The sequence below is a fragment of the Bacillus sp. GbtcB14 genome, from assembly GCF_019091205.1.
Taxonomy (GTDB): Bacteria; Bacillota; Bacilli; order Bacillales; family Bacillaceae_G; genus Bacillus_A; species Bacillus_A cereus_AG.
In genome coordinates this window covers 1-24,398 of sequence record NZ_JAGXJT010000020.1, presented here as the reverse complement: position 1 = coordinate 24,398, position 24,398 = coordinate 1, and the positions used below count along the sequence as shown (strand labels likewise).

Here is a 24,398-nt window from a genome sequence, read left to right as displayed (position 1 = left end):
CTTATGGGACATTCACTCATCTAAACCTGTCTGAATTATATCCACATTTGTATCAACTGAAATGTTCATCTGAGGATAAAAACTTAAATAGTGTTGATAATTCCAGTTTTTTGATTTAGCCTTGAGTCTCTCTCCAAGCCCAATCGGGTCTACTTCGTATTCTTGAAATATTGAAATCAACTGTTCAATTTGTTTATTAAAGTGTGCCTCCAATAGTTTCTCCGTCTTTTGAACATCTGCTTTCTTGGATAAATCAATCCATTTGGGAACCTTTTTAACCTGAATTTTTAAAGATAGCTTGATGTTTATTACAGGATTTTTTTCGTTTTTGATTTTATATTTCGATTTCGAATCTAAACTTCTTAAAAAAATTCTCCCTTCTTTATTATCATCTTCCACTTTTGTCTCATAACTACCGTGTTTGATTGGAGAATCTAATAATCTTAATAGATAGGACTGTTCCAAATTAATATGATTTATATACTTTCCTTTTTTAAATAATGCAATTCCATCAATTTTAGCTCTCCCATCTTCTAAGATAAAAAAGGTAGATAAGGATCTTTTCCTTCACTATAAAAATCATTCAAAAATATATGAAGGTTCATTTTAGGTAATCCCGCATATTTAATGTTCTGATTGATTTTATCGTAGAAGTGAGCAGAGACCTTTTCTGACATACTAGATTTTATAACTGCCTCGACATCTCCTTCAGTAATCCCCATTTGAAGCCGAGATCCTATAATAGGATCTCTACTTAAATATTGGATAATTTCATCGATCTTTTGTTCCTCAACAAAATCTTCACTAAATAAAATTGTACGTAGTTGCCCTATATCAATTGGGTAGGAGGATTTAGAATTTAAATTTATAAGTACTTTATCAAAAGTTTCCGCCTCAGTGCTCAATGTATGAAATATATTTTTTCCTTGTTCTTCGAAAGTTGGATACACAACTGTTCCTTTTACTTTTTCTTCTTTTAAATCGTAGCCTAGGACTTGAATAATTTGGACATGATCAATAATTCTTTGATTAACACAACCAACTAAAAACAAATTAATACAAAATACTCCCAAAAAATACTTCTTCATTATTCACCTCAATAACTACTCATTCATCAAAATCATTTTTCTTTTTTCTTTCAGGATTAGGATGATACCTCCAAATAGACTTTGGACGTAAATAAGTTTTTCTTTTTTCGGTTTTATTTAATGGTAGCCTAAGAAAGGTATCTGAATAATCTTTAACCCTTAAAGGGTATAACGGAACTGTATAGGGTGCTCCTAATGATTCTAATCGCGTAATATGTGTAAGTATAAAACAAATACCTATTACAATTCCTAATCCACCCCAAACAGCTGAAAAAAATATTAACGGAAATCTTAAAAATCGAATGTTATTAGACATTTTATAATTTGGTGTTGTAAATGAAGCTAACGCTGCTAATGCTACGATAATAAGTAATACATTACTAGTTAATCCAGCTTCCACAGATGCTTGACCAATGACAATACCACCTACTATCCCTAAAGTCTGGCCAACTTTAGTTGGTAACCTTGCGCCTGCTTCTCTTAAAAGTTCGATTGTAAGTTCCAAAAAAATCACTTCTAACACTGGAGGGAAAGGAACATTATGACGAGAAAACCCAAGGGTGCTAAGTAATACTCTAGGTATCATTTCAGAATGATAAGTTAAGACTGCAATATATATTGGTGTTGCAAAAATTGAGAATAATACACTTAATATCCGAATAACACGAAAAAATGAAGCTAATACCCAGGGAAAGTAGTAGTCTTCAGGGGATGTGAAAAAATCAAGTAATGTGGATGGCCCGGTAATCGCGTAAGACGAACCATGATTAAATACAACTACCTGACCGTTAACTAAAGAAAATGCAGCCTTATCAATACGCTCTGTTGGGAGTAGAAGAGGAAAAGGCGAATTGGAATTATCTTCTATTATCTGATGGAGCTGAGAAGAGTCAAAAACTACATCATAATTTATAGCTTCTAAACGTTGTATCATTGTTTGAACGTAGTCATCATTTGTTACCCCATCAATATAGGCGACCACTACTTTAGTGTTCGAAATTGTACCAATATGAATTTCTTTAAATATTAAATCTGGCGTATTAACAGTTTGTCGTAACAAATTTAAATTAGTTGTAATATCTTCAATAAAACCAATTCTTGGCCCAATCACACTATACTCATTCTCAACGTTGTTTTGAACACGCATTCCAGCATTTGTATTAGATATATTTACCAGAGCGCAACATTTATCTTTTTCAGTAATTTGAATGATAGCGTACCCTGTCATCAATTTAGATTTAATACAACCAATATCATCCGTTATTATAATATCTTCGATAGGGATTATTTTTTGTATGTCATTAATATTCTTAATATTATTGCTTTGGTAAAATGGAGCTCTAAAGATCGGGAAAATATGCTCTTCTAATTTTTTCTGATCAATTATTGAAGTATAATACGATATAAGTAAATACCCCTCAGTTTTCGTTAGCTGCGTTTGATAAAAATCATGAGATTTTTTTGCTTTTTCAAGCAAATCTTCTATTGAATGCATATTGCTGCTTGACTTTTCATCTGTTTTTTTTATGTTTTTATCCGAACTTTTTTTTATAATCAAATGTTTCACCTCTAAACACAGGATGGTTAATCAAATTGAATTTATTAAACTTGTTGCCACTACATTTTAATTTTTAGTCAAGTCATTACGGTCAACTACAATTGGAGGCTGTTCTAGCCATCCTTTTTCTCATATAATCTCTTACTTCTTTAGAGCAATTAATTTGACTAAACCCTAACTCAAGCACCATTTTCAACGTTGTTTTTTGAATATTTAAGTACACTCCACTAATTTCAGTTGTATTAATAGGTCTTCGTTTAGTTAACCATCCAGTAGAACTAGTTTTACTATTATTGAATTTGCTGTTCTGTGTATTATTTAATAGCGAAAAATATAACACGCCAAGCTATCATCCATATATTAAGCCCATAGCGCAGTGTGTTCAGTGGCACTCATTTTCGTTTGGTGTTCCGAATCATTCATTTTCTAATTTCTTCTAGACATCTACATAGTTAAATTGTCCATATTCCCAGAATAATATTTATAAAAAAATGAAAGCAATAAAATTAACATTTTATAATGTGAAGAGTTTTTTAGGAAATAAAACTTCTGGTCTTTGCAGAGGAATACTAACTATTATAGGTACTATAAAAATATAGGACCGAACAATTTATATGCCAAAAATATCAGATAGTAGCAATGATTTAAATACCTTGAGCTATTCCCCCAGTGGTTTATTAGTTGTTTTTTCTACAAAACCACTAAATTTATCTTCCAAATCACAGATGGCAGTTACTACGGGTTCTAGGAATAACCTATTTCATTAAGTTCATACTCAACCTTTGGAGGTACTATAGGATATACACACCTAGTAATTATTTTATCTTCCTCTAACTCTCTTAATCGTCGGATTAACATGCATTGATTCATATCAAGAAAATTTTTTTGTATCTCACTTCATCTTAAAGGTGAACGGTGTAACAAAATCCATATAATTGCTATTTTCCAACTTCCTCCTATCTACAGATAAAGTTAAATCGTGTCCATTGAAAAATTCTTTGTCCTTATAATGAATAACCATAATTTCCGACTTTTTACCACGAAAAATGTTTATAGTGACGGATTTGTCAGTATTGTAATTAAAAATATAAAGTGTAATCTTAGTAATGTAAATAATAAAAAAAGAAGGTAGGGATTCAGTTGAAAAGTAGAGCTGCTGTTGCGTTTAAATCAGGAGAACCACTTCAAATTGTAGAAATCGATGTAGAAGAGCCAAAAGCAAAAGAGGTATTAGTAAAAATATTATACACCTCTGTCTGTCATACAGATGCTTTTACCTTATCAGGTGATGACCCAGAAGGTATATTTCCCGCTGTACTAGGTCATGAAGGTGCTGGTGTGGTTGTTTCTGTAGGGGCTGAAGTGACTTCAGTAAAGCCTGGTGATCACGTGATTCCACTATACACAGCTGAATGTGGAGAATGTAAATTCTGTCGTTCTGGTAAAACAAACCTATGTAGTGCAGTACGAGAAACACAAGGTAAAGGTTTAATGCCTGATGGAACAACTCGTTTCTCTTATAACGGAGAGCCACTTTATCATTACATGGGGACTAGTACATTCAGTGAATATACAGTTGTGAATGAAATTAACTTAGCGAAGATCGACGAAAATGCTCCGTTAGATAAAGTTGCCTTATTAGGTTGTGGTGTGACTACAGGTATTGGTGCGGTACACAACACTGCAAAAGTGGAAGAAGGAGCTGTGGCAGCGGTATTTGGTTTAGGAGCGATTGGATTAGCCGCTATTCAAGGACTGGTTCAAGCGAAAGCAAGCCGAATTATCGCAGTTGATCTAAATCCCGAAAAATGGGAACTAGCTAAAAAAATGGGAGCGACTGATTTTGTGAATCCTGCGGATTATGATCGCCCAATTCAGGAAGTTATAGTCGAAATGACAGATGGAGGCGTGGATTATAGCTTCGAGTGTATTGGTAATGTTGAAGTAATGAAGTCCGCTCTTGAAGCATGTCATAAGGGTTGGGGTGAAAGTATTATTATCGGTGTAGCTGGTGCTGGTAAAGAGATTCATACCCGTCCATTCCAATTAGTAACAGGCCGAGTATGGCGTGGGTCAGCCTTTGGTGGGGTTAAGGGAAGATCTGAGCTTCCAAAAATGGTTGAAGATTATATGGAGGGTGATATTGATTTAGATTCGTTTATTACTCATCATTTAGAATTCAAAGACATCAATGAGGCATTTGATTTATTACACAAAGGTGAATCCATTCGTACGATTTTAACATATGGAGAGTGAGATAATGAGTCTTAAATGTATTGAACAACATCGTTCTTTTGAAGGAGAGCAACGTAAATATAGTCATTATTCAAAAGTTTTGCAATGTGATATGAAATTTAGTATCTACTTACCATCAAATAAAGAAAAGAAAAAAATCCCGCTTATATGGTGGTTATCTGGTTTAACTTGTACAGATGATAATTTTAGTCAAAAAAGTGGATTCCAACGTTTGGCTGAAAAGCATCAAGTTGCAGTAATCATGCCAGATACTTCACCGCGTGGAGAACACGTTTCAGATGATACAGGATGGGACCTTGGACAAGGGGCAGGTTTTTATTTAAATGCAACACAAGATCCATGGGCAAAGCATTATCACATGTATACGTATATCGTAGATGAATTAACAGCTATTGCGTCAACTTTGATTCCTAATTTTTCAGGAGAAGAAAGTATAATGGGTCATTCAATGGGAGGTCATGGTGCTTTAGTAATTGGCATGAAAAATGCTAAGAGATTCAAAGCAATTTCTGCTTTTTCGCCAATCTTAACCCCTAGTCAAGTTCCGTGGGGAATCAATGCTTTCACTTCTTATTTAGGTGAAGATAAAGATTCTTGGAAACAATGGGATGCTTCAGAATTAATTAAAGAAGATACGATTCCACCTATTCTTATTATGCAAGGTAGTCAAGACGAGTTTTATCCAAAACAATTGGAAGAGCATATTTTCTTAGAGAATGCTCAAAAAGATAGTCAACTGGTAACTTATAAAAAAATGGAGGGCTATGATCATAGCTATTTCTTTATTTCCACTTTCTTACATGAGCATTTCTCTTTCCATATGAAGTATGTAAGATGATTCTTATTTACAGCAAAATATAGTAACAAAAGTATCCGCATGTAGTTAAGATGCGGGTACTTTTGATTGTTATATTTTGTGATGAAGTATTTTTATAAAAAAGTGTGTTGGGATGGATAGTTTATGTGGATTAAAAAAATGACGATTAAATATTGTATGAAATCAGGGTTATTGAAATTTCAGAATGGGACTGGAAATAAAAAAAGTCAAATTAATTTATTTGAGAGTCTAACTGAAACTTCTAAAGCTATTTCAATAAAAGGTACCATATCTGCATCTCAAGAATTCCTGGCGGTACAGGTAGACAGTATTCCGCCTAATACTAAACCAGTAGAGAGGGTATTTAATTATTTAGGAATTCACAAATTTGCATCTCTTTCTGAGGACGATAATAAAAGGATTTGGCCACTAATATCAAAATGGTAAATTACAAAAAAATAGTAAATATCATTTCAAGTGTTTAAGATGAATAATTTTAGTCACAGACTGAAAATTAATAAAAAAAGTTGATGGAGTACGGCTTATATAAAAAAATGTTAATTAATAATTAAATGAAACCGTACTTATTCAAAGCCCGCTATGGGATTTGAATAAATATAGTATTCGATATATTGAATTAAGGAACCTTGTTTTAAACCCATTTGAAACATACGGAATTGGCTATGAAAAGCAGAATTCTTGTATATTTTCCTCGTCTATCTACTTTGGATTGATGAAGCCGATAATAATGATGAATGGTTAGAAATTGATAATGTTCATAATAATAATAATGTAGCCCTTAAGCATCCCTTAGAACATAAGCAATTTAAAACAGATGCTATGCACATTATCTATGAAATGGAAATTGTAATTGTAATTAAGATGTTCGGTGTAACGGTTTCGGGTACTTTATTTTTTATTTAAGAAAAATGCTTACTGATCTAAGTGAAAATGTTGGAAGAAGATTGTTTTAAGAAAGTCTCAAAAATAGTCAAAGTCAAGTGGCTACCCATATTGCTAAAGAAAATCATAAAAAGTTTTGGGATAAACCATATCAATTAACGGGATTTACTGACATGGAGTTATCAAGAAAAATTTTGATGTTTGATGCTATTCAACAAGGGATGTAGGTTGATATTTTAGATTGATAAAATCAATTTTAAAAATTAAAATTGGGAAATCATATTGAATATGTAAAAAATGGGGGCATGACAAGTAAAGATAGTTATATATCACCATTAATTATGGAAAATAAAATAATAAGAAAAAATTCTTACGGTAGCATGGGTTTCGGTATACCGATAGGTGCGGAATTTAATGATATAGAAAAAGCTATACGTTCCTATGATATATTTTCAAGGTTTGAAATATTTTTAAATCTAACACATGGATACGATTAAAAGTAGAAGTATATGGAGTCCTGATTAAAAAAGGAGTTAAAAATCGATTACATTTAATGTAAGGCCAAAAATGAGATTGGGACGGGAATAATGTACAAATCAATATTTTAAAATGATGTGTTAATTACATTTTATGGTTATAATGTAATTAAATTAAATTTATATAATGGAGGGACAATATTGGATAAAAATGAAAAGGAAAGTTTTGAAGAGAAAAACTCGGTAGAAGAAATTGAGGATTTTTTTCAAGGACTTGGGGAAAAGATAAGTCAATATTCTGGATTGGATATTAAATTTCCAATTAATCAGCAGGAAGAAAATTTACTTTACAATCTTAAAGGTAAACTATCGTTAAATATACCTCAGGTAACTAATAGAGTAACAATGGAAATAATTAAAATTGTTCAAGAGATTTTAGAAAAATCAGTCGGTGATACAGGTATGCTTAATGGAAATATACTGCAAAATATTCAAAGAGAATTATCCCTCATATTAATTGATAAAAAATATCTTAGTCTAAGTCCCACACAGCAGTATAAGTTTTGGGAAAATATAAATTCATTGAAAAATATTGGAACTAAAACTTATGAAGGAAATTCGGTGAATATTGGAGTAATATATTGTCTCGATGAAGAATTAACAATTGAAGAAATAAAGAATTTAAATGTGGAAATCAAAACTATTGAGAATAGAAAGCCTATTCAACAATTCTTTCTGGATGAAAAACCCTTTCTAAGACTAATAGATAACAAATCGTTAGTAGTGTCAGTTAATAAAAACTTTGAAGTGTTTGCAATGATAAGAAAAAAAAATGAAGGGAAAAGCTTGTCAGATATAATCAAATCGCAGTTTAATAACTGGACAATAAATGAGATGAAGAGAAAAACATTTTTGAATTTAACTGATGATTTCAAAAAAACAAGAAAGGGACATGAGTTAAATGAGGACCTAAAAAATGAAATGCGTAAATCAGAAGAATTTTTGATAGCTTATACTAAGGGATTAAGAACTCAAGAACGTCTAAACTATATTTATTTTTCACTTTCAGACAAAAAAATGGATGTATTCCTTAATAAAGAATTTTTTCTTAGTTATGACAATGGGGATTGGAAATTGAAACATTATGGTTTAATGTTGGCTTCATTAATGAGGATTTTATTTACGAAAACGCTAGATTTATTGTATTCTTTAGGGGCCGATTGTTACAAAGAGCTTCATTTGAAAATGACAGCTTCTATAATAAAATTAGTAAACGTTATTGAAATGTTATCGAAAAAAGGAAGTAGTTCAATTTTTATTATTGTACTTCAAAATGAACATAACACTAATCTAACATATAGTGATGCTGAAGAATTTTTGGTAAAGAATAAATTTAAGAAAAATAATTTAGACAGAGACTTTTTAAATGTTATTAGAGATAATAAAAGGCATTTGAGTGTTACAGAGATAGATAAATTTTTATTAGAAACTATTTCAGTAGTTGATGGTGCAATGGTAATTGATGGCCATATGAATATAGTGAGTTTCGGAGAGATTATTGAAATGCCTAACAATGTGGTATATAAAGATACATTTGGTACAGGAACAAAGGCTGCTAGATATGCCTCAAATTTAGGAATTGCGATTAAAATCTCAGAGGACGGTGATATTTACATTTTTAGTAACGAAGAATTGTTGTTGAAAATATAGTGAAATGAGTCGAATGGTCCCAGCAACCGTGATAGGGAAATACGTTAATGAGTGAGATAGCATTTGATACTGAATTGAGACATAATTTGTATTTAATAGTCGAATGAGATTATAGGGAAGATCTCTTTACATTTCCTTAGGTTTTTTTACTGCTAATGATGTGTTTTATAAATAATACTTGTATAGATAGGGGCATACGGCCCTTTTTTAGTACTCTTTAATAAAAGGGAAAGAATGGTGAAAGTAGTTACTTTCAATTTAGATGGAACTTTGTCGATAGAGATAGTTCTCTCAAGCTTGTTATAAAAATCAATACGCGCTGTACATTAATGAACTCAAACATGTATCTGAAAAACAATATGCAAACTGATTTATTAAGTTATATACAAGAGGTATGTTTGGAAAGGAAAAGTATATGGAGTTTATTAGTCATGATTACAAATGCATCTTATGGAATATGCACCTTATTACCCTTCATTTTATATGGAATATTATTCCTCTCAAGTTTGTCGGTATTAACGCTTTCTATAGTATCGCTCCATTGTACCTATTTTCCGTTGTATTCTTTTTGACAACCAGATAATATGAATAAAATAGACAGACAAAAAATAAGCATAAGCTTCTTTTTCAAAATCTTTATCCCTTTTTATAAGCAAATATGTATTTCCAAGATGTTTATTTAAAGAATTAAGTACAATATAGAAAAATTATTCGCAGGATATATAGTAAGAATTTTTGCATTATAGAGAAAGTTCTTACTGATTTACAATTTATTTCTTCTTACAAATAAGCTTTTTATTACTTACTATAAATAGAGTTTCATAATTTATAAATAAGTTGTAAACTAATGGAAAGCAATAAATTAATGTGAATATACCAATATACATATTAGTGGAGAGTTTTAATAAATGAAGAAGAGGGGATTTTTCAATTGGTAAAAACAGCAAATAGTGCATACGATAATTTTATTAAAAATTCTGTGGACTTAGATAGCGAACAAACTGGAATTGCTAGAAATAGTAGAGATTGGTTGTATGGGAATTTAAAAAATTTTCCTAAAGTTGTTGAAAATTTCCCGAAGCTTTATGCAGGGAAAGAAATTATTGGTTTTGGATCTTTTAGAAGAAGAACAAAAATACGTCCACTTGACGATATCGATCTTATGCTAGTTTTTACAGGTGAAGGAACGACGTATACGGAATACGCAGATAAAATAGTATTAAACGTCCCGGAGGATGCAGATAAGTTAAGGAAGTTAGTTAATGATGATGGTACACTAAATTCAATTAGAGTAATAGAAAAGATTAAGAGTAGTTTATCAATAATTCCACAATACAAAAAAGCAGAAATTCATAGAAGACAAGAAGCAACAACTTTAGAGCTCTCAACTTATGATTGGGTTTTTGATATTGTACCAGCTTTTATTACTTCAGAGAATGCTTATGGAAAAAGTTATTATATTATACCAGATGGTAGTGGAAACTGGAAAAAAACTGATCCCAGAATTGATAATGAAAGAGCGACTGAAACGAACCAAAAATTTGATGGGAATGTATTAGGTCTTATTCGTGTTATAAAGTACTGGAATACTAACTGTTCTAAAAAAATATCTTCTTACTTAATGGAAAATATTGTTTTGGATTATTTTCAAAATAAATTTTATTGGAACGGCATGAAACAAGAGCTAAGAGGATTTTTCGAATACTTAAAAACCTCTATATACAATAGTCATTACGATCCCAAAGGGATACAAGGGGATTTAAATACATTGGATTATAATACTAAGTTTTCCATTAGTAACCAATCTAGTGGATGCTTTGAAAACATAGATTTGGCTATAAGGTATGAGAATTTAGGACAACATAAAGAAGCTATAGAATGTTGGAAAAAAGTTTTTGGTGATGAGTTCCCATCACATGAAGATTAGGATGGTGTAAGGGTGTTAGAGAAGCAAAACAGTGAAGAAAATATAGAGCTCTTGAGAGCAATGAGATATTGCTATAACAAGTCAAAAACATTTTATGCGGTAAGAATATGTATTAGTATATTTATTCCGATACTCTCAATAAGTATTTATTTATTTAATCGCGGGAGCACTGGAACATCGAATGCTGGTGTCTGGTTCTCAGTAATAGGTTCCATGTGGTTGTTAATTGCTTATCAAATCGAGAAGCTAGAAAGTGGCTATATTGAAAAAGGAGCTAAGATACAAGAAAAATTTGATATTAACCTATTTAATATAAGATGGAACAATGTGCTTGTAGGTAATCAAATTTCTCCTGAGGACATTAGGGATTTTTCATCTGAATTTAAAGGAGATGAAGAAAAACTAAAAAACTGGTATGGGGGATTATCTTCAAAACACTTCTATGTTAATGTAATTTTAGCTCAACGAAGTAATTTGATGTGGGCAATTTCATTAAAACGTAATTTTTCAATTTTATTATTTGCAGTTTCTGGGTTATATCTAATTTTAACTATTGCATTTGGATTTTTTGTGAATATGTCAATGCAAGAATATATCATAAAAATATTATTACCTTCGATGTCTATATTAATTTATGGTTTTAAAACATCCGATGAATTGAAGAAGCAATCAAATAAATTAGAGGCATTAGGAAATAGTATTATTAACAAATTTGATACTGGGAATTTATCTGAGATTAATGCAAGTGCATGTAGAGAATATCAAGATGCAATTTTTATTTATAATAGAATAAGGTCAATATTAATACCTGAATGGTTATATTGGCTAAGGCAACCGAAAGATGATGAAAAAATGATTCAAATAAATAAAAGATTAACTGAAAGATCTAACTTATTGTAATTTTTTAGGATGTTTATTTTAAAATGTGGTTTTTACCATTGAATTATGTTCTTAATCATTTGATTTTTGAGGCAGACATATTAGTATTGTAAAAAACTTGTAGGAACCCCTACAAGTTTTTTTGTGGATAATATAAAAAAAGTGAAACAAGCTATCTCATAATTTGAATCGGAGCAAACACTCTAGCTACGGGTTGATTTCATTATATATCAAACATTAACATTTAGGTTTTAATATTTGAAAATTATGTGAATTTAGAAAGAGAAAACGAAAGCACGTCTTCCCTTTCTAAAAGTTCCACTTATTCACTTTGTATAAACCTCTTTAAATAAATGTTGATATCATAATAAAATAGTGAAAATATAGGTATAGGTAATTTGAGAAGAATATAGTATTCTTGCTTATTAATCAGTATTTTAATTGGAATGTAATTTATAATTTTCTGATGGATTTATAGTTGTAATGAAATATACTTTTCTAATTAATCTTAAACTAGAAAAGTATGCATTTTAGGATGAAAAGCTATATATTGGATGTTTTCTGGAAATGTTTAATTGTTTGGGTGAGGTCTTGATAAAAATCTTTATTTGTTTTTAGAAACGAATTTATTTCCCTTTTTCATTTGAATTTCACATGAAATTTAGTGTGAATGATTCAAAAGTAACTATACATGGGTACGAACCTTCCTAAACAATTTAGTTTAAATTTGTTAGTTATACTTTTGAAAATTATAGAGCTTATGCAATTGAATAGTTTACAAATTTAATTTAAATATTGACAACAGAATTTATGAAGTACTTACAGATCGTGTTAGATTTGTAAATAAACCAGAAGATATTTACCTGCTACCTGGTGCAGCTGACGCAATTGCTATATTTAATAGACAGGGTTATATGGTCCTAGTTACGTCGAATCAAGGAGGTGTCGGATTGGGTTATATGACTCAAGAAGAGCTCTTAGAAATACATAAACATATGCAAGAAAAATTAATTAATGAAAACGCCGGTGCTCATATACAAGAATTTGCTGCCTGTATCCATCGGCCAAAAGATGGGTGTTCTTGTAGAAAACCAGAGGCTGGTATGCTGCTGCAGTTAGCTCAAAAGTACGATATTGATTTAGCGAGCAGCTATATGATTGGTGACCAAGAAACCGATATATGTGCAGGGAAGAAGGCTGGAACAAGAACAGTTCGAATTGCTGATTCTTTGGAGGAAACAAAAGCAAATTTAAAATTTCCTTCTTTGCTTAATGTAGCGCTTGGAAACATTTTTTAATATTTTTTATGAAGATAAAGTTTTAACAAGTGGTGATTAGTAACAATAAAGATATTTAATTCTACTGGCCAAAAAATAAAGTACAGCATTAAAATAAGAATTTTAGTTATAAAAATAGGCATAAGGAGGTATTTTTCAATGAGTGAATTTCAATCAGGAAAAAGAGAAGGATATATTTATGGTTATATATTTCTTTCGGGAAATAAAGTTTAATCAAAAAAACTCCACAAACCCATATTATATGGTAAATAAGAAGACTCCATTTTGAAAAAAGATTAATCAAAATGGAGTCTTCTGTTAGAAATCCGAATCTAGTTTTTATAAAAAAGATTAATCAAAACTCATAGACATATCTATTACAACAATTTACTTATACCTAACCTATTCTTCAAACCAAAACAGAACTTCAATAGGTGCATTCAAAACCTTCGCAATATCATAAGTGAGTTTGAATGAAGGATTATATTTTCCATTTTCGAGATTGCCAATTGTTTCCCTTCGGACACCAACCTCATTGGCTAGATCTTCTTGAGACATACTTAGCTTTACCCTAAATTCTTTCATTCGAGTTTTAAGTGGCATCTTGCATCCCTTTCTTTTCTCTACGTTCAAATATTTCTAAATTAATTACAAAAGTTCCTAATGGTATTACAACTGCAAGTACAACGCATAATCTGATTACATGTACATTTGCAAAAATAACGATACTTAAGATTAGTAAAACACCCATTACTAATGCCACGAAAAATGACTTTGTGGCAGCAATGCGAACATGTAGGATAAAAAGTTCATCTGGTATAACTTTTGCATATAAAAAGAAGGGGAAGAAAGCGAAAAAGTAATATGTAAATGATGTTTCACCTAAAAATGAATGAGGACCTAAAAGTCCTAGAAATCCTAGAAATCCAATAAACCCCAAGTAAGCCAGTTTGTTTTTCATGTGAATTCTCCTTTGTGATGTATTTCGCACTAATTGTTATAAATATATCACATCAACTTGGAAATAAAAAGGATTGAAAACGGTACGACTTTTTTATAAGCAGTTAATCTTTTTTCAAAACGGTTAAACTTTATTGCAAACCTACATCAAAAATGCCTTTTACTAAATAATATTATTATCTAATACATAAGTATTAAAGGTTTATTAAAATACATATTTTAATAAAGAAAAGACACCTAAGGTGCCTTCCTCTGACTTGAACCACTTTAATTTTAATAACATCATTTTACAATCACAAATATATCTTTAATCTTTCATATGATATTTTATCATTTTTTTCAGTCAATTGCATGAAACTGGTGAAAAATAGGTTATTTTTTGTAAATGCCTTTTCTCCATATCCATTCAATGGGACCATAGCGAAAATATTTACTCCAAATTTTGCTGAATATAATTTGCGCAAAGATAATTAAAATCCCGAAGATACATAATTGCCAGTAATATACCTGTGAGACATCTTTAAAGTTCAACGAAAGAATGACAAGAGTTAGTATACTTTGGCTAATGTAATTCGTTAAAGCATACTTGCCTACGTTCATAAAGGGTTGCAGCTGCTCTATATATTTTTTATTCTCACAAACCCTAAGTAGAGTACAAACATAGAATATAGCTAGCGTTTTCCCTCCAAATAGAATCCATAGTTTAATATCCTGAGAGTAATAGACATCCGTTTTTATAAAATAGTAGATAATAGGACAAGAGAGAAGACATGAAATGCATAACGAACTCCACTGGATAAATCTAATTTCCTTTATTAATTCCGGTACCCTTTTAAAAATATCTTTCTTACCAGCCCATAAACCAATTAAGAACAAGCCTATATATTCCGGAATTCCTATTAGTAATTGTTGAAATTCCTCGATTATTAAAAAGAACAGACGAGCTTTTACTTGTTGTGAATAATGTGTAAATAGATTTACAGTGTGATTGGTAGTGTTGCCTGTAAACATATATTGATAGTAACTAGGTACGGCAGAAATAGAAGAACTTGCTTGTATAAATAAAATAGCATGTAGTGTATAGCTAACAAATAGAGAGATGCAGCCAACTATAAAGATAAGCTTTGTAGATCGCTTATAAAAGAACAATAGGATAAAACCAGCTAAGGCATATGCGTGTAGAATATCTCCATACCATAGAAAGATAAAGTGGAGTAAACCAAAGAGTAGCAAAATACACAATCTACGGCTAAATAGCTTATATATAGAATATCCTTTTGCTTCCGCGTTTTTTATAAAGATAAAAAATCCTACCCCAAATAAGAATGCAAAAATAGTATAGAATTTTGCTTGTATAAACAAATCTATTAAAAAACGAATCCCTTTATCTGTACCGGAATAACCGGCCTGGTTAAAGGGATCTAGTCCCGTCATAGTAGGTAGATTAGAAAATAGGATACATAGTATGGCTATACCTCTTATTGCGTCTAAAGAATAAATACGGGCGTTTTGTTGCATGTAAATTCCCCTTTCTTAAAAAGAAAAACGAGCACTATATTAACTAGCGCTCGAATTACGTCTCGCAAAGAATCCGTCATATGTAGCAGCTGACACTGCACCTTCTAGGCGTTCAATTTCTTCACCTCTGTTATAAGCTACAACAACTGGAGTGCCAGGAATATCGAACTCTTGAAAGGCACTTTGATTTTCTGGCGTAGAGATATCAATACGATAGATGGTTCTATCATGCTTTTTTGACATACTATTGATATCTGGTGCTGCCTTTTTACAATAATGACAAGTTGGTTGATAGTAGTACGCAATAAACTCTTCATGGGATTGTATTTTTTGCTTTAATTCTTCTTTTGAAATATCTTTAATATTTTCGGGCGATCCTTTTGTTTCTGCAGCTGATACAATTGTTTTGTTTGGTGTTACAGTCTCTGGGTTAACAGATTCATTTTTAGTTAAAGTAAAGATAGCGATACAAGCAACGCATAATGTAGTAACAATTGCTCCAATTTTGTAGACTTTATTCATAGTAAATTCCTCCTTAAAGTAAAAAAAAGGACAAACCTCGCCCGAGTTAACTGGGCGTAAGGTTTGTCCTTCACGCTACGTACAATAGAGTATAAACAATGGAAACAAATTTTCTACTTATATTTTAACATATAATCCATATAAAATACTATATAAATTTTCAACAAAAGCACTAGATTATAAAATTTCACGTACCATATTATTTTTAAACCTATTTACAAAGTAAACAGTACATAGTACAATTCAGTAAGCATCTATTTACTTTGTAAACGGGAGGGTCTGTAATGACAAATTTTATTGATCTGGAAGAACTTGCATTAATCCTAAAAATTAATAGCTCAGAGATTGTAGAAAGAATCGTTAAACAATATACGATGGATTCAAAAGATATTATGGATAGATTTGAAATTAGTAAACAAAGATTGTTAGCTTTAAAAAAGCAAGGTGTACTTAAAGAAATAAAAAAAGGTATATTTATAATACCGGATGCTGAGGAAATGCGAAAAAAACAAGTTGAAGAAAAAAGATTACAGAAGTATTCTAACTACGATTTAACGCCAGCATATAAAAAAATAGAGGAAGATATCTTGATAGTGAATAAACTACGCTTCTTTGATTGCCTAACAATGGTAAATAAAAGTGAAGATTCCATGAAATATAATAAGCACTTAGAAAGTACCTTACACTCAATTTATGAAATCTTTAAAGATGGTGGAGTCCTTTACTTTACATTACATAAAGGATTTGATGAGGTCGAAAATTTGCAAGAGCTAAAAGAGTTAGAAATTATACAAAGGAAGTTTACTAAGAATGAATTTATAAAATTTCTAGAATCGGTTGAAATGAGGATTTTGGGAATACAAAAAGTCTTAGGATTCGTTTCTATCTTAAATAATTTAAAAACATTAAAGTAATATTATAATGCATATCATGCTTCCGTTGAGTATTAAACAATTGATGGTTTACAAAAAAATATAGTATGTAAAGTAACTGGTACAGGATCTGTCTTTAGTGATATGTACTTAAAATAAGGATATTTATATAACAATAAATAGAAGGTGAATTAAGTGACGACAAATTATGTATTTACTGGCCACAAGTTTTTGGAATTTGTAGACTCTTCTAAGATTATAGAAGAAGCGAATGAAAAATTAAGTTCTTCTATAAAAATTGAAGATAAAAAGAAATTGAGTACGTATTTTGAAGAAGTAATTAGAAATAATCCTAAAGATAGGTATTTACTTAACACTATATTTTTTGAGCATATAATGTACAGTAGATTAAGAAATATTTTTGTAGATAGATTTAATGTTACAGATAACACGTTAGAGGTTTCGACTTTTAACATGAAAGTAAAGCGAATTCTAGAAAGTTTTAATAACGAAACAAGAATACCGCAAGCACTACTCTCTAAAATGAATGATGGTAAGTATTATTTAATGGATATGTTAGACATAAAGGCTTTAGGTACTAAATTTATTGCAGGCTATGACTATACTACTAATGGAGATAAGGTGAAAACTGCTAGATTTATATTTGTTCAAGTTGTACCTAGAGGAACAAGGATAGGATACTTTATAGCGGGAATAGATATTAATTTCGAAAATGGTACTTGTTTAACAATGATTCGAAATTTAACTGACATAAAAGATATTGAGAATGAAAAAGAGGCAGAATCTAAAAAAAATGATGAGAATAATCAATATGATGATTATCCAAAATCTTTTAATCGCTTGTATTCAACTGTTAAAAATTTGATAGTTGAACCTTTAATTAATTTAGAAAGTATAGATGTGAAGTCAGATAGGAAAGGAATGTATAATTTATGTTCCAATCTTTTACATAATCTATTAGGAGACATCCATGAAGAAGTTTTAAAAGCTACAGAAGAAGAGGTAAAGGATAGCGTCCAAACTATTCTTAGAAAACTATTCCCAAATGATAGTGCATTTATTAAAACTAATACTGCTCCGCTTGGAATGAAAATACAATCGATGTTATGTTCTGCGTTTATAAGCAAAAAGTATAAAACAAAGGATATAGTAAAAATAGCAAAACAGATACCTCTAAAAGGGTATCCAACAAGAATAAAATTTATTTCCAGTAAATTTAGTAAAGGGGCTGCACAATCCGGAGGATCTAAAATTCCTGTTGCCTATACAGATTTATTTCATAGCCTCTATACTGAATTTGAAAAATCATCTGATTTAGAAGAATGGTCTATTTCTTGGTTTTTAGATTTTAGAAATACTAACCCAGATAATTGTTTGGTTTCACAGACTACAATTTATGCTAAGCAGACATCCTTTAGAATAGTATTTTTACAGAAAAAATCACTAGGCAAGGAGTTTATATATCATGTCATTGGAGAACTTAATCATTACCGCTAAACAGGAATTACTCAAGTCGCAAGAAGAGGTTTTAAGTTTACTTGAAACTTTAATTAACACAGTTAATATGCAACCTTTCTCAAAAGAAGATCTTTATCATGCAAAATTAAACGAAAAAGAAATAAACTTTCTTGTGAAACACTTATTACAAGAAAGTTTATTTGAAAAAAGTTATGCCTATGAATGTCTAAAACATGAAGAACATGATGTTGTAGAAGATTTAAACGAAGATTGTGAGTTCTGTGAGCAGAAAATCCATGAAAGTCCATCCCATTTTATTAAAGAAATATTTGAATTAAGAGAGGAGTTTATACAGATGGTAAATTCTAAACAAGAGGAAATGCTAACAAAGTATTTGCAAGAGGAATATATGGATAACTACTTGTTATTGAAAGAAAATGTCGATAAGATAGTCCCATTTTTAGGAGCAGGCGTCTCAAAGCCACTTGGTCTTCCGGATTGGTATGGATTAATTTGGGGTATGAAAGAAAAGCTTCATACAGCAATAGATAAAGAGTACTGTGAAGGTTTAATTAATAGTGGTGATTTCCTAGGTGCTGTAGATACAATACTTGAGTATTCACCAACTTTAAATACTGAGGATAAAATAAAAACATATATAACGAATAAAATAGACAGCGATTTTAATAATCAAGTAGATGAAAGTAAGCATAACATTAGGGATATTATGAATTTGGCTTCTAGTTTTATACTGACTACAAATTATGATAATGCATTAGATGTATATAGGAATAAAGAGAAGGACGGTTATAGTTCTCCTAAGATAATCGAAGATATAGAAAATCTACAGAATCATTTAAATAAAGGTAAAAAGCAAGTTGTTCATTTTCACGGTATGGCAGAAAGGCCTAAAACAATGGTTGTTACGAAAAATGATTATAATGATTTGTATACGGATCGAAAAACAAAAGACTTCCTAAATGGAATTATGTCTGGTAAATTCTTGTTGTTTATTGGATTTTCTTTTAAAGATGTATATTTTAAGGAAATATATAGGGACATTCACAATAGCATAGGCGGTCAGCACTTTATTATTGTGCCTAATTTACATCCCCGTGAGAATAAACAATTATCTCATAGGGGATTAACACCAATTGGTATAAAAGTTCCAACCGAAAGTGATAAGTTTCAGCAAGGCATGGTGGATGCTATTAAATATATAATAAATAGCATCATATAATATATGATAAAAAATCGCCAAATATAAGTTGTAATCCATCTATTCATCTAGTAACGTAAAAAAAGACACTATAGAAAGTGTCTTTTTTTACGTTGACATACTATGAAAGAAAATGTAGTGATTAATCATAATTTGTTGGATGCTTCTTGGTTAAATCTAGTATAACATTAAAACAAACATTTATACATGCAAATTTACATATATTAAGATTTTATCAAATCAGGAGAGTCATCTCAAATACTATTAGGAAAATTAAATTTTTCTATATCTAAAACTAAGTTAGTCTCATTAGGGTCTGATATGAATATCAAACCCTTTTCATTATATGTAATTATTTCACTGCATCTTTTAATTCTTTTCCAGCCTTAAAAGCAGGTACTTTTGAAGCAGCGATTTGCATTTCTTCACCTGTTTGTGGGTTACGTCCTGTACGTGCAGATCTTTCGCGAACCTCAAATGTACCAAATCCAAGAATCTGAACTTTCTCCTCACTTGCTAGTGCCGTTGTAATTGTATCTAATACAGCTTGTGTTGCTGCAGCTGCATCTTTTTGTGTAAGTTCTGCTTTTTCTGCTACTACTTTTGTTAATTCAGTCTTATTCATTTTCTACACCTCGTTATATGTAATTAGGTGACTATTATAACGTGCCTATACTTTTGATGCAATTAGTACTATACCCATAGATTGTTTCTTAGCAGTCTAGATAAAACCATGTTAGTCCTTCTTTAGACTATTTAAAATATAATCTGTGAGTTCACTACTATTAAGCCCTTTTTGCTCTTTTAATTCGTTCATTTCACTAATGAAAGCATTAGTAGAATTAGACTGAAAGAGTAATAACAGTGAAACTGCCTGGTCTAATAGTCTTGTTTTAGGTATATTTGTATCCTCTTTAAGTTTTTCTAATCTTTCATTCAAATCATTGGCTAATGTTGTAGATAATTGTTTTCTATTCACTACTTTATAATGTTTCTTTTTAGTCATATTGAACACCCTTTAACTTTTTCATATTTATATAATAGCATTACTATAGAGTTTCTATCAATTTAATTAAACAACAATAAACTTCATGAAGTTTATTGTTGTTTAATATCTGTGTTCATTATATAATCAATATATAAAGTTTTATTTATTGATTATGAACTATAATTAAACGAAAGGGGGTTACCACGATGGGACTTTTAACTCTTATCATATCAATCTTTATCTTTTCTATAGTTACCCTAGCAACGATTATTGTTCTTTGGCTAAAAACTAAGCAGCTTTATGCTCCAGACATAATTAGATTAACTGGAGCAATTATTTGTTTAATTAGTTCGGGAATTTTACTTATGTTTAAAGATAAATTTGAACCTACTTATAATAATTTGACGGTAACAATTGGTCATTACACAGGGATCTCATTGAATATAACAATTTTATGCTTATTAGGATTCTTCTTGCTGCTTGCTCTTTTTAAAGCAAATAGACTATGAACATAAATTAACTAATAATGGGATTTAAATGAATAATTTCAATGATTTGATTAATTTATTTTGGTCTTGTTTATGGATAGTGGGTTGTGTATCTGTATTACTAATTACTTTGATATTAATGAAACGGATGATTTTTGGAAAATCAACATATAGAGGGTATTCTAGTAGTAATAAGAAGGCGATGGGTGTTGCTTTGTTTTCATCTATTACAAGCAATAATGATGATGGAAAAGATTAAAGAAATTAATTCTATTTAAAATTCTTGTTTTTTCTACTTACAGTTTTCCAGTTGTTGAATCAAATTATGTCGTTGTTTTGAGCGAATACAATAATTATGGGAGGGTAACGTAGTATGCAAACACTAGCAATACTAGCAATTTCACTCGTTATAACTGCTGGCGTAATGTTATTATTCGGTATAAATAACGATTTGAGTTCTATTCACGAAAATCCTTTACCTACAGTATTTATAATAGTGACGGTAGCTATTCTTTCCATATCGTTATATTACTCTGGTAAAGATGCAGATCATAATCTTGCAGTACTTGCTATAAACTTGAGAGACCTTGAACAAAAGCAAATAGATGATAAAAATAGACTATTAGAAAATGAACTGGGAACGACTAGCGATAAATTATTAGTCGAAGATTATGAGGATTATACGAAGGTAACCAGTGAAAAAGGGGTATTTAGAGTTATCTTTACACGTGATATGGATGATAATATGATCATCAAAAAGATTACCCCGATTCTAACTAATTAATATAGGAGAGTTCTCCTGTTATTTACTTTGAAAACAATCAATTTATTAAATATATTCAGATGAAAGGACAGATTGCAATGAGCATAAAAAAACCAATGATATTAGCAATTTTATTTTGTGGATTAGTTTTAGGGAGCTTCATTGGAGGGAGTATTCCCTTAAATAAATTCACTATACCATTACTTTTTATAAGCCCTCTTTTACTAGCTGTATCTTTTAAATTTAGGCATTTAGGCGAATACAATTGGAAAGGACAAATTGTATTAATTTGTTTTTCGGTAGGTGTCTTGCTATTGGCTTATGGTGTAATTTACTTTTTCCATGAATTTGCGAATAGCTTTTTTGTTAAACTTGCAACAATCACTAATCAAAAATAGCATTAGAGAAAAGTGGCTTATGGAAAGGTTTGAGTTAAGTTGACAGCATTACAATTCGTAACTTTTTTATTATTGTTTATATGTATTGTTTCAATTGCTATAATCATTATCGGTTCTAATCTACCTGAGATTGCAAAAATTGTTGTATCAGTTGTAATGGTAGGGAGTTTTATAGGATTAATGGTATGCGGGTACTTCCAAACAATTGAACAGGATCAAACGGTTAAACAAAAAAATGAAAGGTTAGCGTACAACGAAAAAAAACAAGAGGAACTGCTAAAAGAAAAGCTCAAATTACCTATTACAGATATTTTAATAGAACCAGTATCAAAAACGGAGTATTACAAGGTGACCACAAATACAGGGATTTATAAATTAGCTTACGCATATGATCCAAATGATAGGGTTATAGGTTTTAAGGAATTTAAGCAAATCACATCTACAATAAACTAAGAAGGTAATTCTGAGCAGTCTAATTACAATTAAAATTATAGAAATAGAGTGAAAACGTAATGTTTATACTCAACGCTTGAAAAAAAGCTTAGTTAACTAATTAAAAGGAGCTTTTACATGTTAGAGAATCTTGAAATGAGAAAAAAGCAACACGAAATAAATATAAAAAAATATAAAAAAATTCAAAAGTACTACAATCCATTTTTGTGGACAATCTCAATTATCTATTTTCTCTATTTCATGATCATTGATAATTCTCTTTCAGTACATCTATTACTTTCTTTCGTTATCGGCTTGATTCTTTGGAGTATAGGCCTAGCTATTAATTTGAAACTCGTGAACGAATTAAAAGGAAAGGGAAAAATCTTAAATATAGAAACAATAAACGAAATGAAAAATAACAAATATATGAGTCCAGGAAGAAAAGAACGTTATATCACAGATTATAATGCAACGAAAGATGGATTAGAAAAGATAATGATTTATGCTAACTTTATGTTAGAAGCTAAAGAGAGAGAAAACGAAATAAAAGATGATAATAGTAATTTAGATATGTAATTGTAGCGAGAGGAGCATGAAATTATGTCGATAGAACAGTATATTAATCTTCGTAAAAGAGGGAAAAAAATTGAGGAGATTCAAAAACAATCACTTTTAAGTGAAGCTACACTTTTAACATTAGAACTAGGCTATAAATGTTATGAAAAAAACATTTCGTTGGATAAAGCAATTAATCTTATCGATAAAATTGTAGTATTAAATGCAAATGATACCCAAAATACATCATTTAGTACGTCTGTCCATATGTGATAGATAGATCCGAAGGAGAAAGAGCAAATGCCTAAAGAAGAAATGAAAATGAGTATAGATGAAATAAAAAATGCCATATTGAATCCAGATTTAATCAAATGTTTGCATGGTGTTAACATATCTAATCAATGGGGAGCAATAAATGGTAGACAATTGTTATTAGATGTATATAGATTATGTGAGAAACATGAAGATTTATTAAAAGAACTGAACGATTTAAAAAACAAATAAAAGGGTGGTAAAGCATGAAATCAACAGGTGTTACACGTAAAATAGATGAATTAGGACGTATTGTTCTACCGAAAGAATTGAGAAGAACATTAGGAATCGCAGAAAAAGATCCTATAGAAATATTTGTAGAAGGTGAAAAGATAATACTACAAAAATACAAGTCATATGATGCTTGTACAATAACTGGTGATATTTCAGAAAAAAACATGTCATTAGCTAATGGACAAATTGTTCTTAGTCCTGAAGGGGCTGAACTTTTAATTAAAGAAATTCAGCAACACTTAGTAAAGTAAGAATTATTTTATACAGTTATAAACCATATTAAAAGTATTTCACGATACAATTTAAGAGAGAGGAACACTATAAAAATGAAAAAATTAACTTTTCTTAAATTAGCCTTATTAGTTTTATATGTAATGGTTGGACTGAACATATTATTAAAAGCTGACGTTGAAACTCTTATGCAAATAGCTGAAGAACAAGCTGTCATACTCCAAAGAATAATCCTGATATTTGTCTTTATTGGAACTCTATTAACATCTCTTTACTATATCACTCTTCAAAAAGAACAAGCAGATGAGAGGAAAAAAGCAAAATCGTTATTTGCTATGTATATAGTTGTTACAATTATGGCACTGTTTTCTAGTGACATAGCTAATTACATTAAAGATTTTATTTAACCTAATAACATCTATTCATATATATATAAAGAAAAAAGACATCATATGGTTAAAGACATATGAATAATAAGAGTAAAGATAGTAAGGATTGATTATCCCTACTATCTTTTTTTATCTAAACGGATA

Annotated in this window: 29 protein-coding genes and 2 pseudogenes; 20 read left to right on the top strand and 11 right to left on the bottom strand. The window is 30.3% G+C overall.

The annotated features are described in order from the left end of the window. Window positions 1-12 precede the first annotated feature (12 nt). From KVT31_RS27930 to KVT31_RS27910, 5 genes and pseudogenes are all read right to left on the bottom strand, one after another. Window positions 13-507 (bottom strand): Ger(x)C family spore germination C-terminal domain-containing protein, encoded by a 495-nt coding sequence (locus tag KVT31_RS27930; RefSeq protein ID WP_071722027.1) that lies wholly within the window; start codon window positions 505-507, stop codon window positions 13-15. A gap of 26 nt (window positions 508-533) precedes the next feature. Continuing rightward, the gene (locus KVT31_RS27925; protein WP_224742185.1) at window positions 534-1,088 is read right to left on the bottom strand and encodes a Ger(x)C family spore germination protein; all 555 of its coding nucleotides are present in this window, start codon (window positions 1,086-1,088) and stop codon (window positions 534-536) included. A gap of 19 nt (window positions 1,089-1,107) precedes the next feature. After that, a complete protein-coding gene (locus tag KVT31_RS27920; RefSeq protein ID WP_046199532.1) occupies window positions 1,108-2,583 on the bottom strand; it encodes a spore germination protein in 1,476 nt (491 codons plus the stop codon). Between the two features lie 154 nt (window positions 2,584-2,737). Further along, a complete protein-coding gene (locus KVT31_RS30775) occupies window positions 2,738-2,986 on the bottom strand; it encodes a DUF3231 family protein (protein WP_078387106.1) in 249 nt (82 codons plus the stop codon). 318 nt (window positions 2,987-3,304) lie between these two features. Beyond that, window positions 3,305-3,667 (bottom strand): annotated as a pseudogene (locus tag KVT31_RS27910) (winged helix-turn-helix transcriptional regulator). Between the two features lie 119 nt (window positions 3,668-3,786). Here KVT31_RS27910 and KVT31_RS27905 point away from each other — a divergent pair. The 8 genes and pseudogenes from KVT31_RS27905 (at window position 3,787) to KVT31_RS27865 (ending at window position 12,912) form a co-directional block, all read left to right on the top strand. Beyond that, window positions 3,787-4,902, top strand: a complete 1,116-nt coding sequence (locus KVT31_RS27905; protein WP_000842156.1) for an S-(hydroxymethyl)glutathione dehydrogenase/class III alcohol dehydrogenase — start codon at window positions 3,787-3,789, stop codon at window positions 4,900-4,902. 4 nt (window positions 4,903-4,906) lie between these two features. Continuing rightward, complete coding sequence (gene fghA / locus KVT31_RS27900) at window positions 4,907-5,740, top strand: S-formylglutathione hydrolase (RefSeq protein WP_000053343.1); 834 nt, start codon at window positions 4,907-4,909, stop codon at window positions 5,738-5,740. Window positions 5,741-5,863: 123 nt separating this feature from the next. Further along, entirely contained in the window at window positions 5,864-6,166 is a 303-nt protein-coding gene (locus tag KVT31_RS27895; RefSeq protein WP_000264858.1) for a hypothetical protein, read from the top strand. A 157-nt stretch (window positions 6,167-6,323) separates the two neighbouring features. Further along, window positions 6,324-7,077 (top strand): annotated as a pseudogene (locus KVT31_RS30475) (bifunctional glutamate--cysteine ligase/glutathione synthetase); the annotation flags it as partial. Between the two features lie 222 nt (window positions 7,078-7,299). Next, on the top strand, window positions 7,300-8,808 hold the full coding sequence (locus KVT31_RS27880; protein WP_000359990.1) for a hypothetical protein: 1,509 nt from the start codon (window positions 7,300-7,302) through the stop codon (window positions 8,806-8,808). A 931-nt stretch (window positions 8,809-9,739) separates the two neighbouring features. Further along, window positions 9,740-10,735 carry a nucleotidyltransferase family protein gene (locus KVT31_RS27875; protein ID WP_000241092.1) on the top strand — a complete coding sequence of 332 codons (996 nt, stop codon included), beginning with the start codon at window positions 9,740-9,742 and terminating at the stop codon, window positions 10,733-10,735. A 12-nt stretch (window positions 10,736-10,747) separates the two neighbouring features. After that, window positions 10,748-11,635 carry an S-4TM family putative pore-forming effector gene (locus KVT31_RS27870; protein ID WP_000890773.1) on the top strand — a complete coding sequence of 296 codons (888 nt, stop codon included), beginning with the start codon at window positions 10,748-10,750 and terminating at the stop codon, window positions 11,633-11,635. Between the two features lie 749 nt (window positions 11,636-12,384). After that, window positions 12,385-12,912, top strand: a complete 528-nt coding sequence (locus KVT31_RS27865; RefSeq protein ID WP_033656688.1) for a D-glycero-alpha-D-manno-heptose-1,7-bisphosphate 7-phosphatase — start codon at window positions 12,385-12,387, stop codon at window positions 12,910-12,912. A gap of 381 nt (window positions 12,913-13,293) precedes the next feature. Here KVT31_RS27865 and KVT31_RS27860 read toward each other — a convergent pair whose 3' ends face one another. The 4 genes from KVT31_RS27860 to KVT31_RS27845 form a co-directional block, all read right to left on the bottom strand. Further along, complete coding sequence (locus KVT31_RS27860) at window positions 13,294-13,494, bottom strand: helix-turn-helix transcriptional regulator (RefSeq protein ID WP_001128811.1); 201 nt, start codon at window positions 13,492-13,494, stop codon at window positions 13,294-13,296. Next, complete coding sequence (locus tag KVT31_RS27855; protein ID WP_000791542.1) at window positions 13,484-13,852, bottom strand: DUF3796 domain-containing protein; 369 nt, start codon at window positions 13,850-13,852, stop codon at window positions 13,484-13,486. The genes KVT31_RS27860 and KVT31_RS27855 overlap by 11 nt, the downstream gene beginning before the upstream one ends. A gap of 371 nt (window positions 13,853-14,223) precedes the next feature. Further along, the gene (locus KVT31_RS27850) at window positions 14,224-15,369 is read right to left on the bottom strand and encodes a DUF418 domain-containing protein (RefSeq protein WP_001186864.1); all 1,146 of its coding nucleotides are present in this window, start codon (window positions 15,367-15,369) and stop codon (window positions 14,224-14,226) included. 39 nt (window positions 15,370-15,408) lie between these two features. After that, window positions 15,409-15,891 (bottom strand): thioredoxin family protein, encoded by a 483-nt coding sequence (locus KVT31_RS27845; protein WP_001045585.1) that lies wholly within the window; start codon window positions 15,889-15,891, stop codon window positions 15,409-15,411. Window positions 15,892-16,175: 284 nt separating this feature from the next. Here KVT31_RS27845 and KVT31_RS27840 point away from each other — a divergent pair, with 284 nt between their 5' ends. From KVT31_RS27840 to KVT31_RS27830, 3 genes are all read left to right on the top strand, one after another. Continuing rightward, entirely contained in the window at window positions 16,176-16,805 is a 630-nt protein-coding gene (locus tag KVT31_RS27840; RefSeq protein WP_000181006.1) for a hypothetical protein, read from the top strand. A 153-nt stretch (window positions 16,806-16,958) separates the two neighbouring features. Continuing rightward, the gene (locus KVT31_RS27835; protein WP_000210898.1) at window positions 16,959-18,281 is read left to right on the top strand and encodes a hypothetical protein; all 1,323 of its coding nucleotides are present in this window, start codon (window positions 16,959-16,961) and stop codon (window positions 18,279-18,281) included. After that, window positions 18,250-19,482: an SIR2 family NAD-dependent protein deacylase gene (locus KVT31_RS27830; protein ID WP_000051204.1), complete on the top strand. Its 1,233-nt coding sequence runs from the start codon at window positions 18,250-18,252 to the stop codon at window positions 19,480-19,482. Before KVT31_RS27835 ends, KVT31_RS27830 begins: the two co-directional genes overlap by 32 nt. A 331-nt stretch (window positions 19,483-19,813) precedes the next feature. Here the strand turns inward: KVT31_RS27830 and KVT31_RS27825 are convergent, their stop codons facing one another. Next, window positions 19,814-20,086 (bottom strand): HU family DNA-binding protein, encoded by a 273-nt coding sequence (locus KVT31_RS27825; RefSeq protein ID WP_001043947.1) that lies wholly within the window; start codon window positions 20,084-20,086, stop codon window positions 19,814-19,816. A gap of 111 nt (window positions 20,087-20,197) precedes the next feature. Next, a complete protein-coding gene (locus tag KVT31_RS27820) occupies window positions 20,198-20,467 on the bottom strand; it encodes a ribbon-helix-helix domain-containing protein (protein WP_000162598.1) in 270 nt (89 codons plus the stop codon). 188 nt (window positions 20,468-20,655) lie between these two features. Between KVT31_RS27820 and KVT31_RS27815 the strand changes: the two genes are divergently transcribed. From KVT31_RS27815 to KVT31_RS27775, 9 genes are all read left to right on the top strand, one after another. Continuing rightward, window positions 20,656-20,958: a hypothetical protein gene (locus KVT31_RS27815; RefSeq protein ID WP_000523775.1), complete on the top strand. Its 303-nt coding sequence runs from the start codon at window positions 20,656-20,658 to the stop codon at window positions 20,956-20,958. A 352-nt stretch (window positions 20,959-21,310) separates the two neighbouring features. Next, window positions 21,311-21,721: a hypothetical protein gene (locus KVT31_RS27810; protein ID WP_001193820.1), complete on the top strand. Its 411-nt coding sequence runs from the start codon at window positions 21,311-21,313 to the stop codon at window positions 21,719-21,721. A 77-nt stretch (window positions 21,722-21,798) separates the two neighbouring features. Further along, window positions 21,799-22,098, top strand: a complete 300-nt coding sequence (locus tag KVT31_RS27805; RefSeq protein ID WP_000023422.1) for a hypothetical protein — start codon at window positions 21,799-21,801, stop codon at window positions 22,096-22,098. Between the two features lie 39 nt (window positions 22,099-22,137). Continuing rightward, complete coding sequence (locus tag KVT31_RS27800; protein ID WP_000126133.1) at window positions 22,138-22,551, top strand: hypothetical protein; 414 nt, start codon at window positions 22,138-22,140, stop codon at window positions 22,549-22,551. Window positions 22,552-22,668: 117 nt separating this feature from the next. Beyond that, window positions 22,669-23,109, top strand: a complete 441-nt coding sequence (locus tag KVT31_RS27795; protein WP_000892314.1) for a hypothetical protein — start codon at window positions 22,669-22,671, stop codon at window positions 23,107-23,109. Between the two features lie 24 nt (window positions 23,110-23,133). Then, window positions 23,134-23,361: a hypothetical protein gene (locus tag KVT31_RS27790; RefSeq protein ID WP_000021288.1), complete on the top strand. Its 228-nt coding sequence runs from the start codon at window positions 23,134-23,136 to the stop codon at window positions 23,359-23,361. A 27-nt stretch (window positions 23,362-23,388) separates the two neighbouring features. Next, entirely contained in the window at window positions 23,389-23,592 is a 204-nt protein-coding gene (locus tag KVT31_RS27785) for a hypothetical protein (protein ID WP_001123650.1), read from the top strand. Window positions 23,593-23,606: 14 nt separating this feature from the next. Then, window positions 23,607-23,885, top strand: coding sequence for an AbrB/MazE/SpoVT family DNA-binding domain-containing protein (locus KVT31_RS27780; RefSeq protein ID WP_000843050.1), 279 nt, complete (start codon window positions 23,607-23,609; stop codon window positions 23,883-23,885). 75 nt (window positions 23,886-23,960) lie between these two features. Beyond that, window positions 23,961-24,272 carry a hypothetical protein gene (locus KVT31_RS27775; RefSeq protein WP_000736944.1) on the top strand — a complete coding sequence of 104 codons (312 nt, stop codon included), beginning with the start codon at window positions 23,961-23,963 and terminating at the stop codon, window positions 24,270-24,272. Window positions 24,273-24,398: the final 126 nt, after the last annotated feature.

Coding starts and splice junctions, on each gene's coding strand:
- KVT31_RS27810 (WP_001193820.1), top strand. CDS start 21,311: ATGCAAACACTAGCAATACTAGCAATTTCACTCGTTATAACTGCTGGC.
- KVT31_RS27795 (WP_000892314.1), top strand. CDS start 22,669: ATGTTAGAGAATCTTGAAATGAGAAAAAAGCAACACGAAATAAATATA.
- KVT31_RS27815 (WP_000523775.1), top strand. CDS start 20,656: ATGGGACTTTTAACTCTTATCATATCAATCTTTATCTTTTCTATAGTT.
- KVT31_RS27825 (WP_001043947.1), bottom strand. CDS start 20,086: ATGAATAAGACTGAATTAACAAAAGTAGTAGCAGAAAAAGCAGAACTT.
- KVT31_RS27805 (WP_000023422.1), top strand. CDS start 21,799: ATGAGCATAAAAAAACCAATGATATTAGCAATTTTATTTTGTGGATTA.
- fghA (WP_000053343.1), top strand. CDS start 4,907: ATGAGTCTTAAATGTATTGAACAACATCGTTCTTTTGAAGGAGAGCAA.
- KVT31_RS27920 (WP_046199532.1), bottom strand. CDS start 2,583: ATGCATTCAATAGAAGATTTGCTTGAAAAAGCAAAAAAATCTCATGAT.
- KVT31_RS27860 (WP_001128811.1), bottom strand. CDS start 13,494: ATGCCACTTAAAACTCGAATGAAAGAATTTAGGGTAAAGCTAAGTATG.
- KVT31_RS27925 (WP_224742185.1), bottom strand. CDS start 1,088: ATGAAGAAGTATTTTTTGGGAGTATTTTGTATTAATTTGTTTTTAGTT.
- KVT31_RS27820 (WP_000162598.1), bottom strand. CDS start 20,467: ATGACTAAAAAGAAACATTATAAAGTAGTGAATAGAAAACAATTATCT.
- KVT31_RS27895 (WP_000264858.1), top strand. CDS start 5,864: ATGTGGATTAAAAAAATGACGATTAAATATTGTATGAAATCAGGGTTA.
- KVT31_RS27850 (WP_001186864.1), bottom strand. CDS start 15,369: ATGCAACAAAACGCCCGTATTTATTCTTTAGACGCAATAAGAGGTATA.
- KVT31_RS27785 (WP_001123650.1), top strand. CDS start 23,389: ATGCCTAAAGAAGAAATGAAAATGAGTATAGATGAAATAAAAAATGCC.
- KVT31_RS27845 (WP_001045585.1), bottom strand. CDS start 15,891: ATGAATAAAGTCTACAAAATTGGAGCAATTGTTACTACATTATGCGTT.
- KVT31_RS27830 (WP_000051204.1), top strand. CDS start 18,250: ATGTCATTGGAGAACTTAATCATTACCGCTAAACAGGAATTACTCAAG.
- KVT31_RS27855 (WP_000791542.1), bottom strand. CDS start 13,852: ATGAAAAACAAACTGGCTTACTTGGGGTTTATTGGATTTCTAGGATTT.
- KVT31_RS27775 (WP_000736944.1), top strand. CDS start 23,961: ATGAAAAAATTAACTTTTCTTAAATTAGCCTTATTAGTTTTATATGTA.
- KVT31_RS27790 (WP_000021288.1), top strand. CDS start 23,134: ATGTCGATAGAACAGTATATTAATCTTCGTAAAAGAGGGAAAAAAATT.
- KVT31_RS27780 (WP_000843050.1), top strand. CDS start 23,607: ATGAAATCAACAGGTGTTACACGTAAAATAGATGAATTAGGACGTATT.
- KVT31_RS27840 (WP_000181006.1), top strand. CDS start 16,176: ATGACAAATTTTATTGATCTGGAAGAACTTGCATTAATCCTAAAAATT.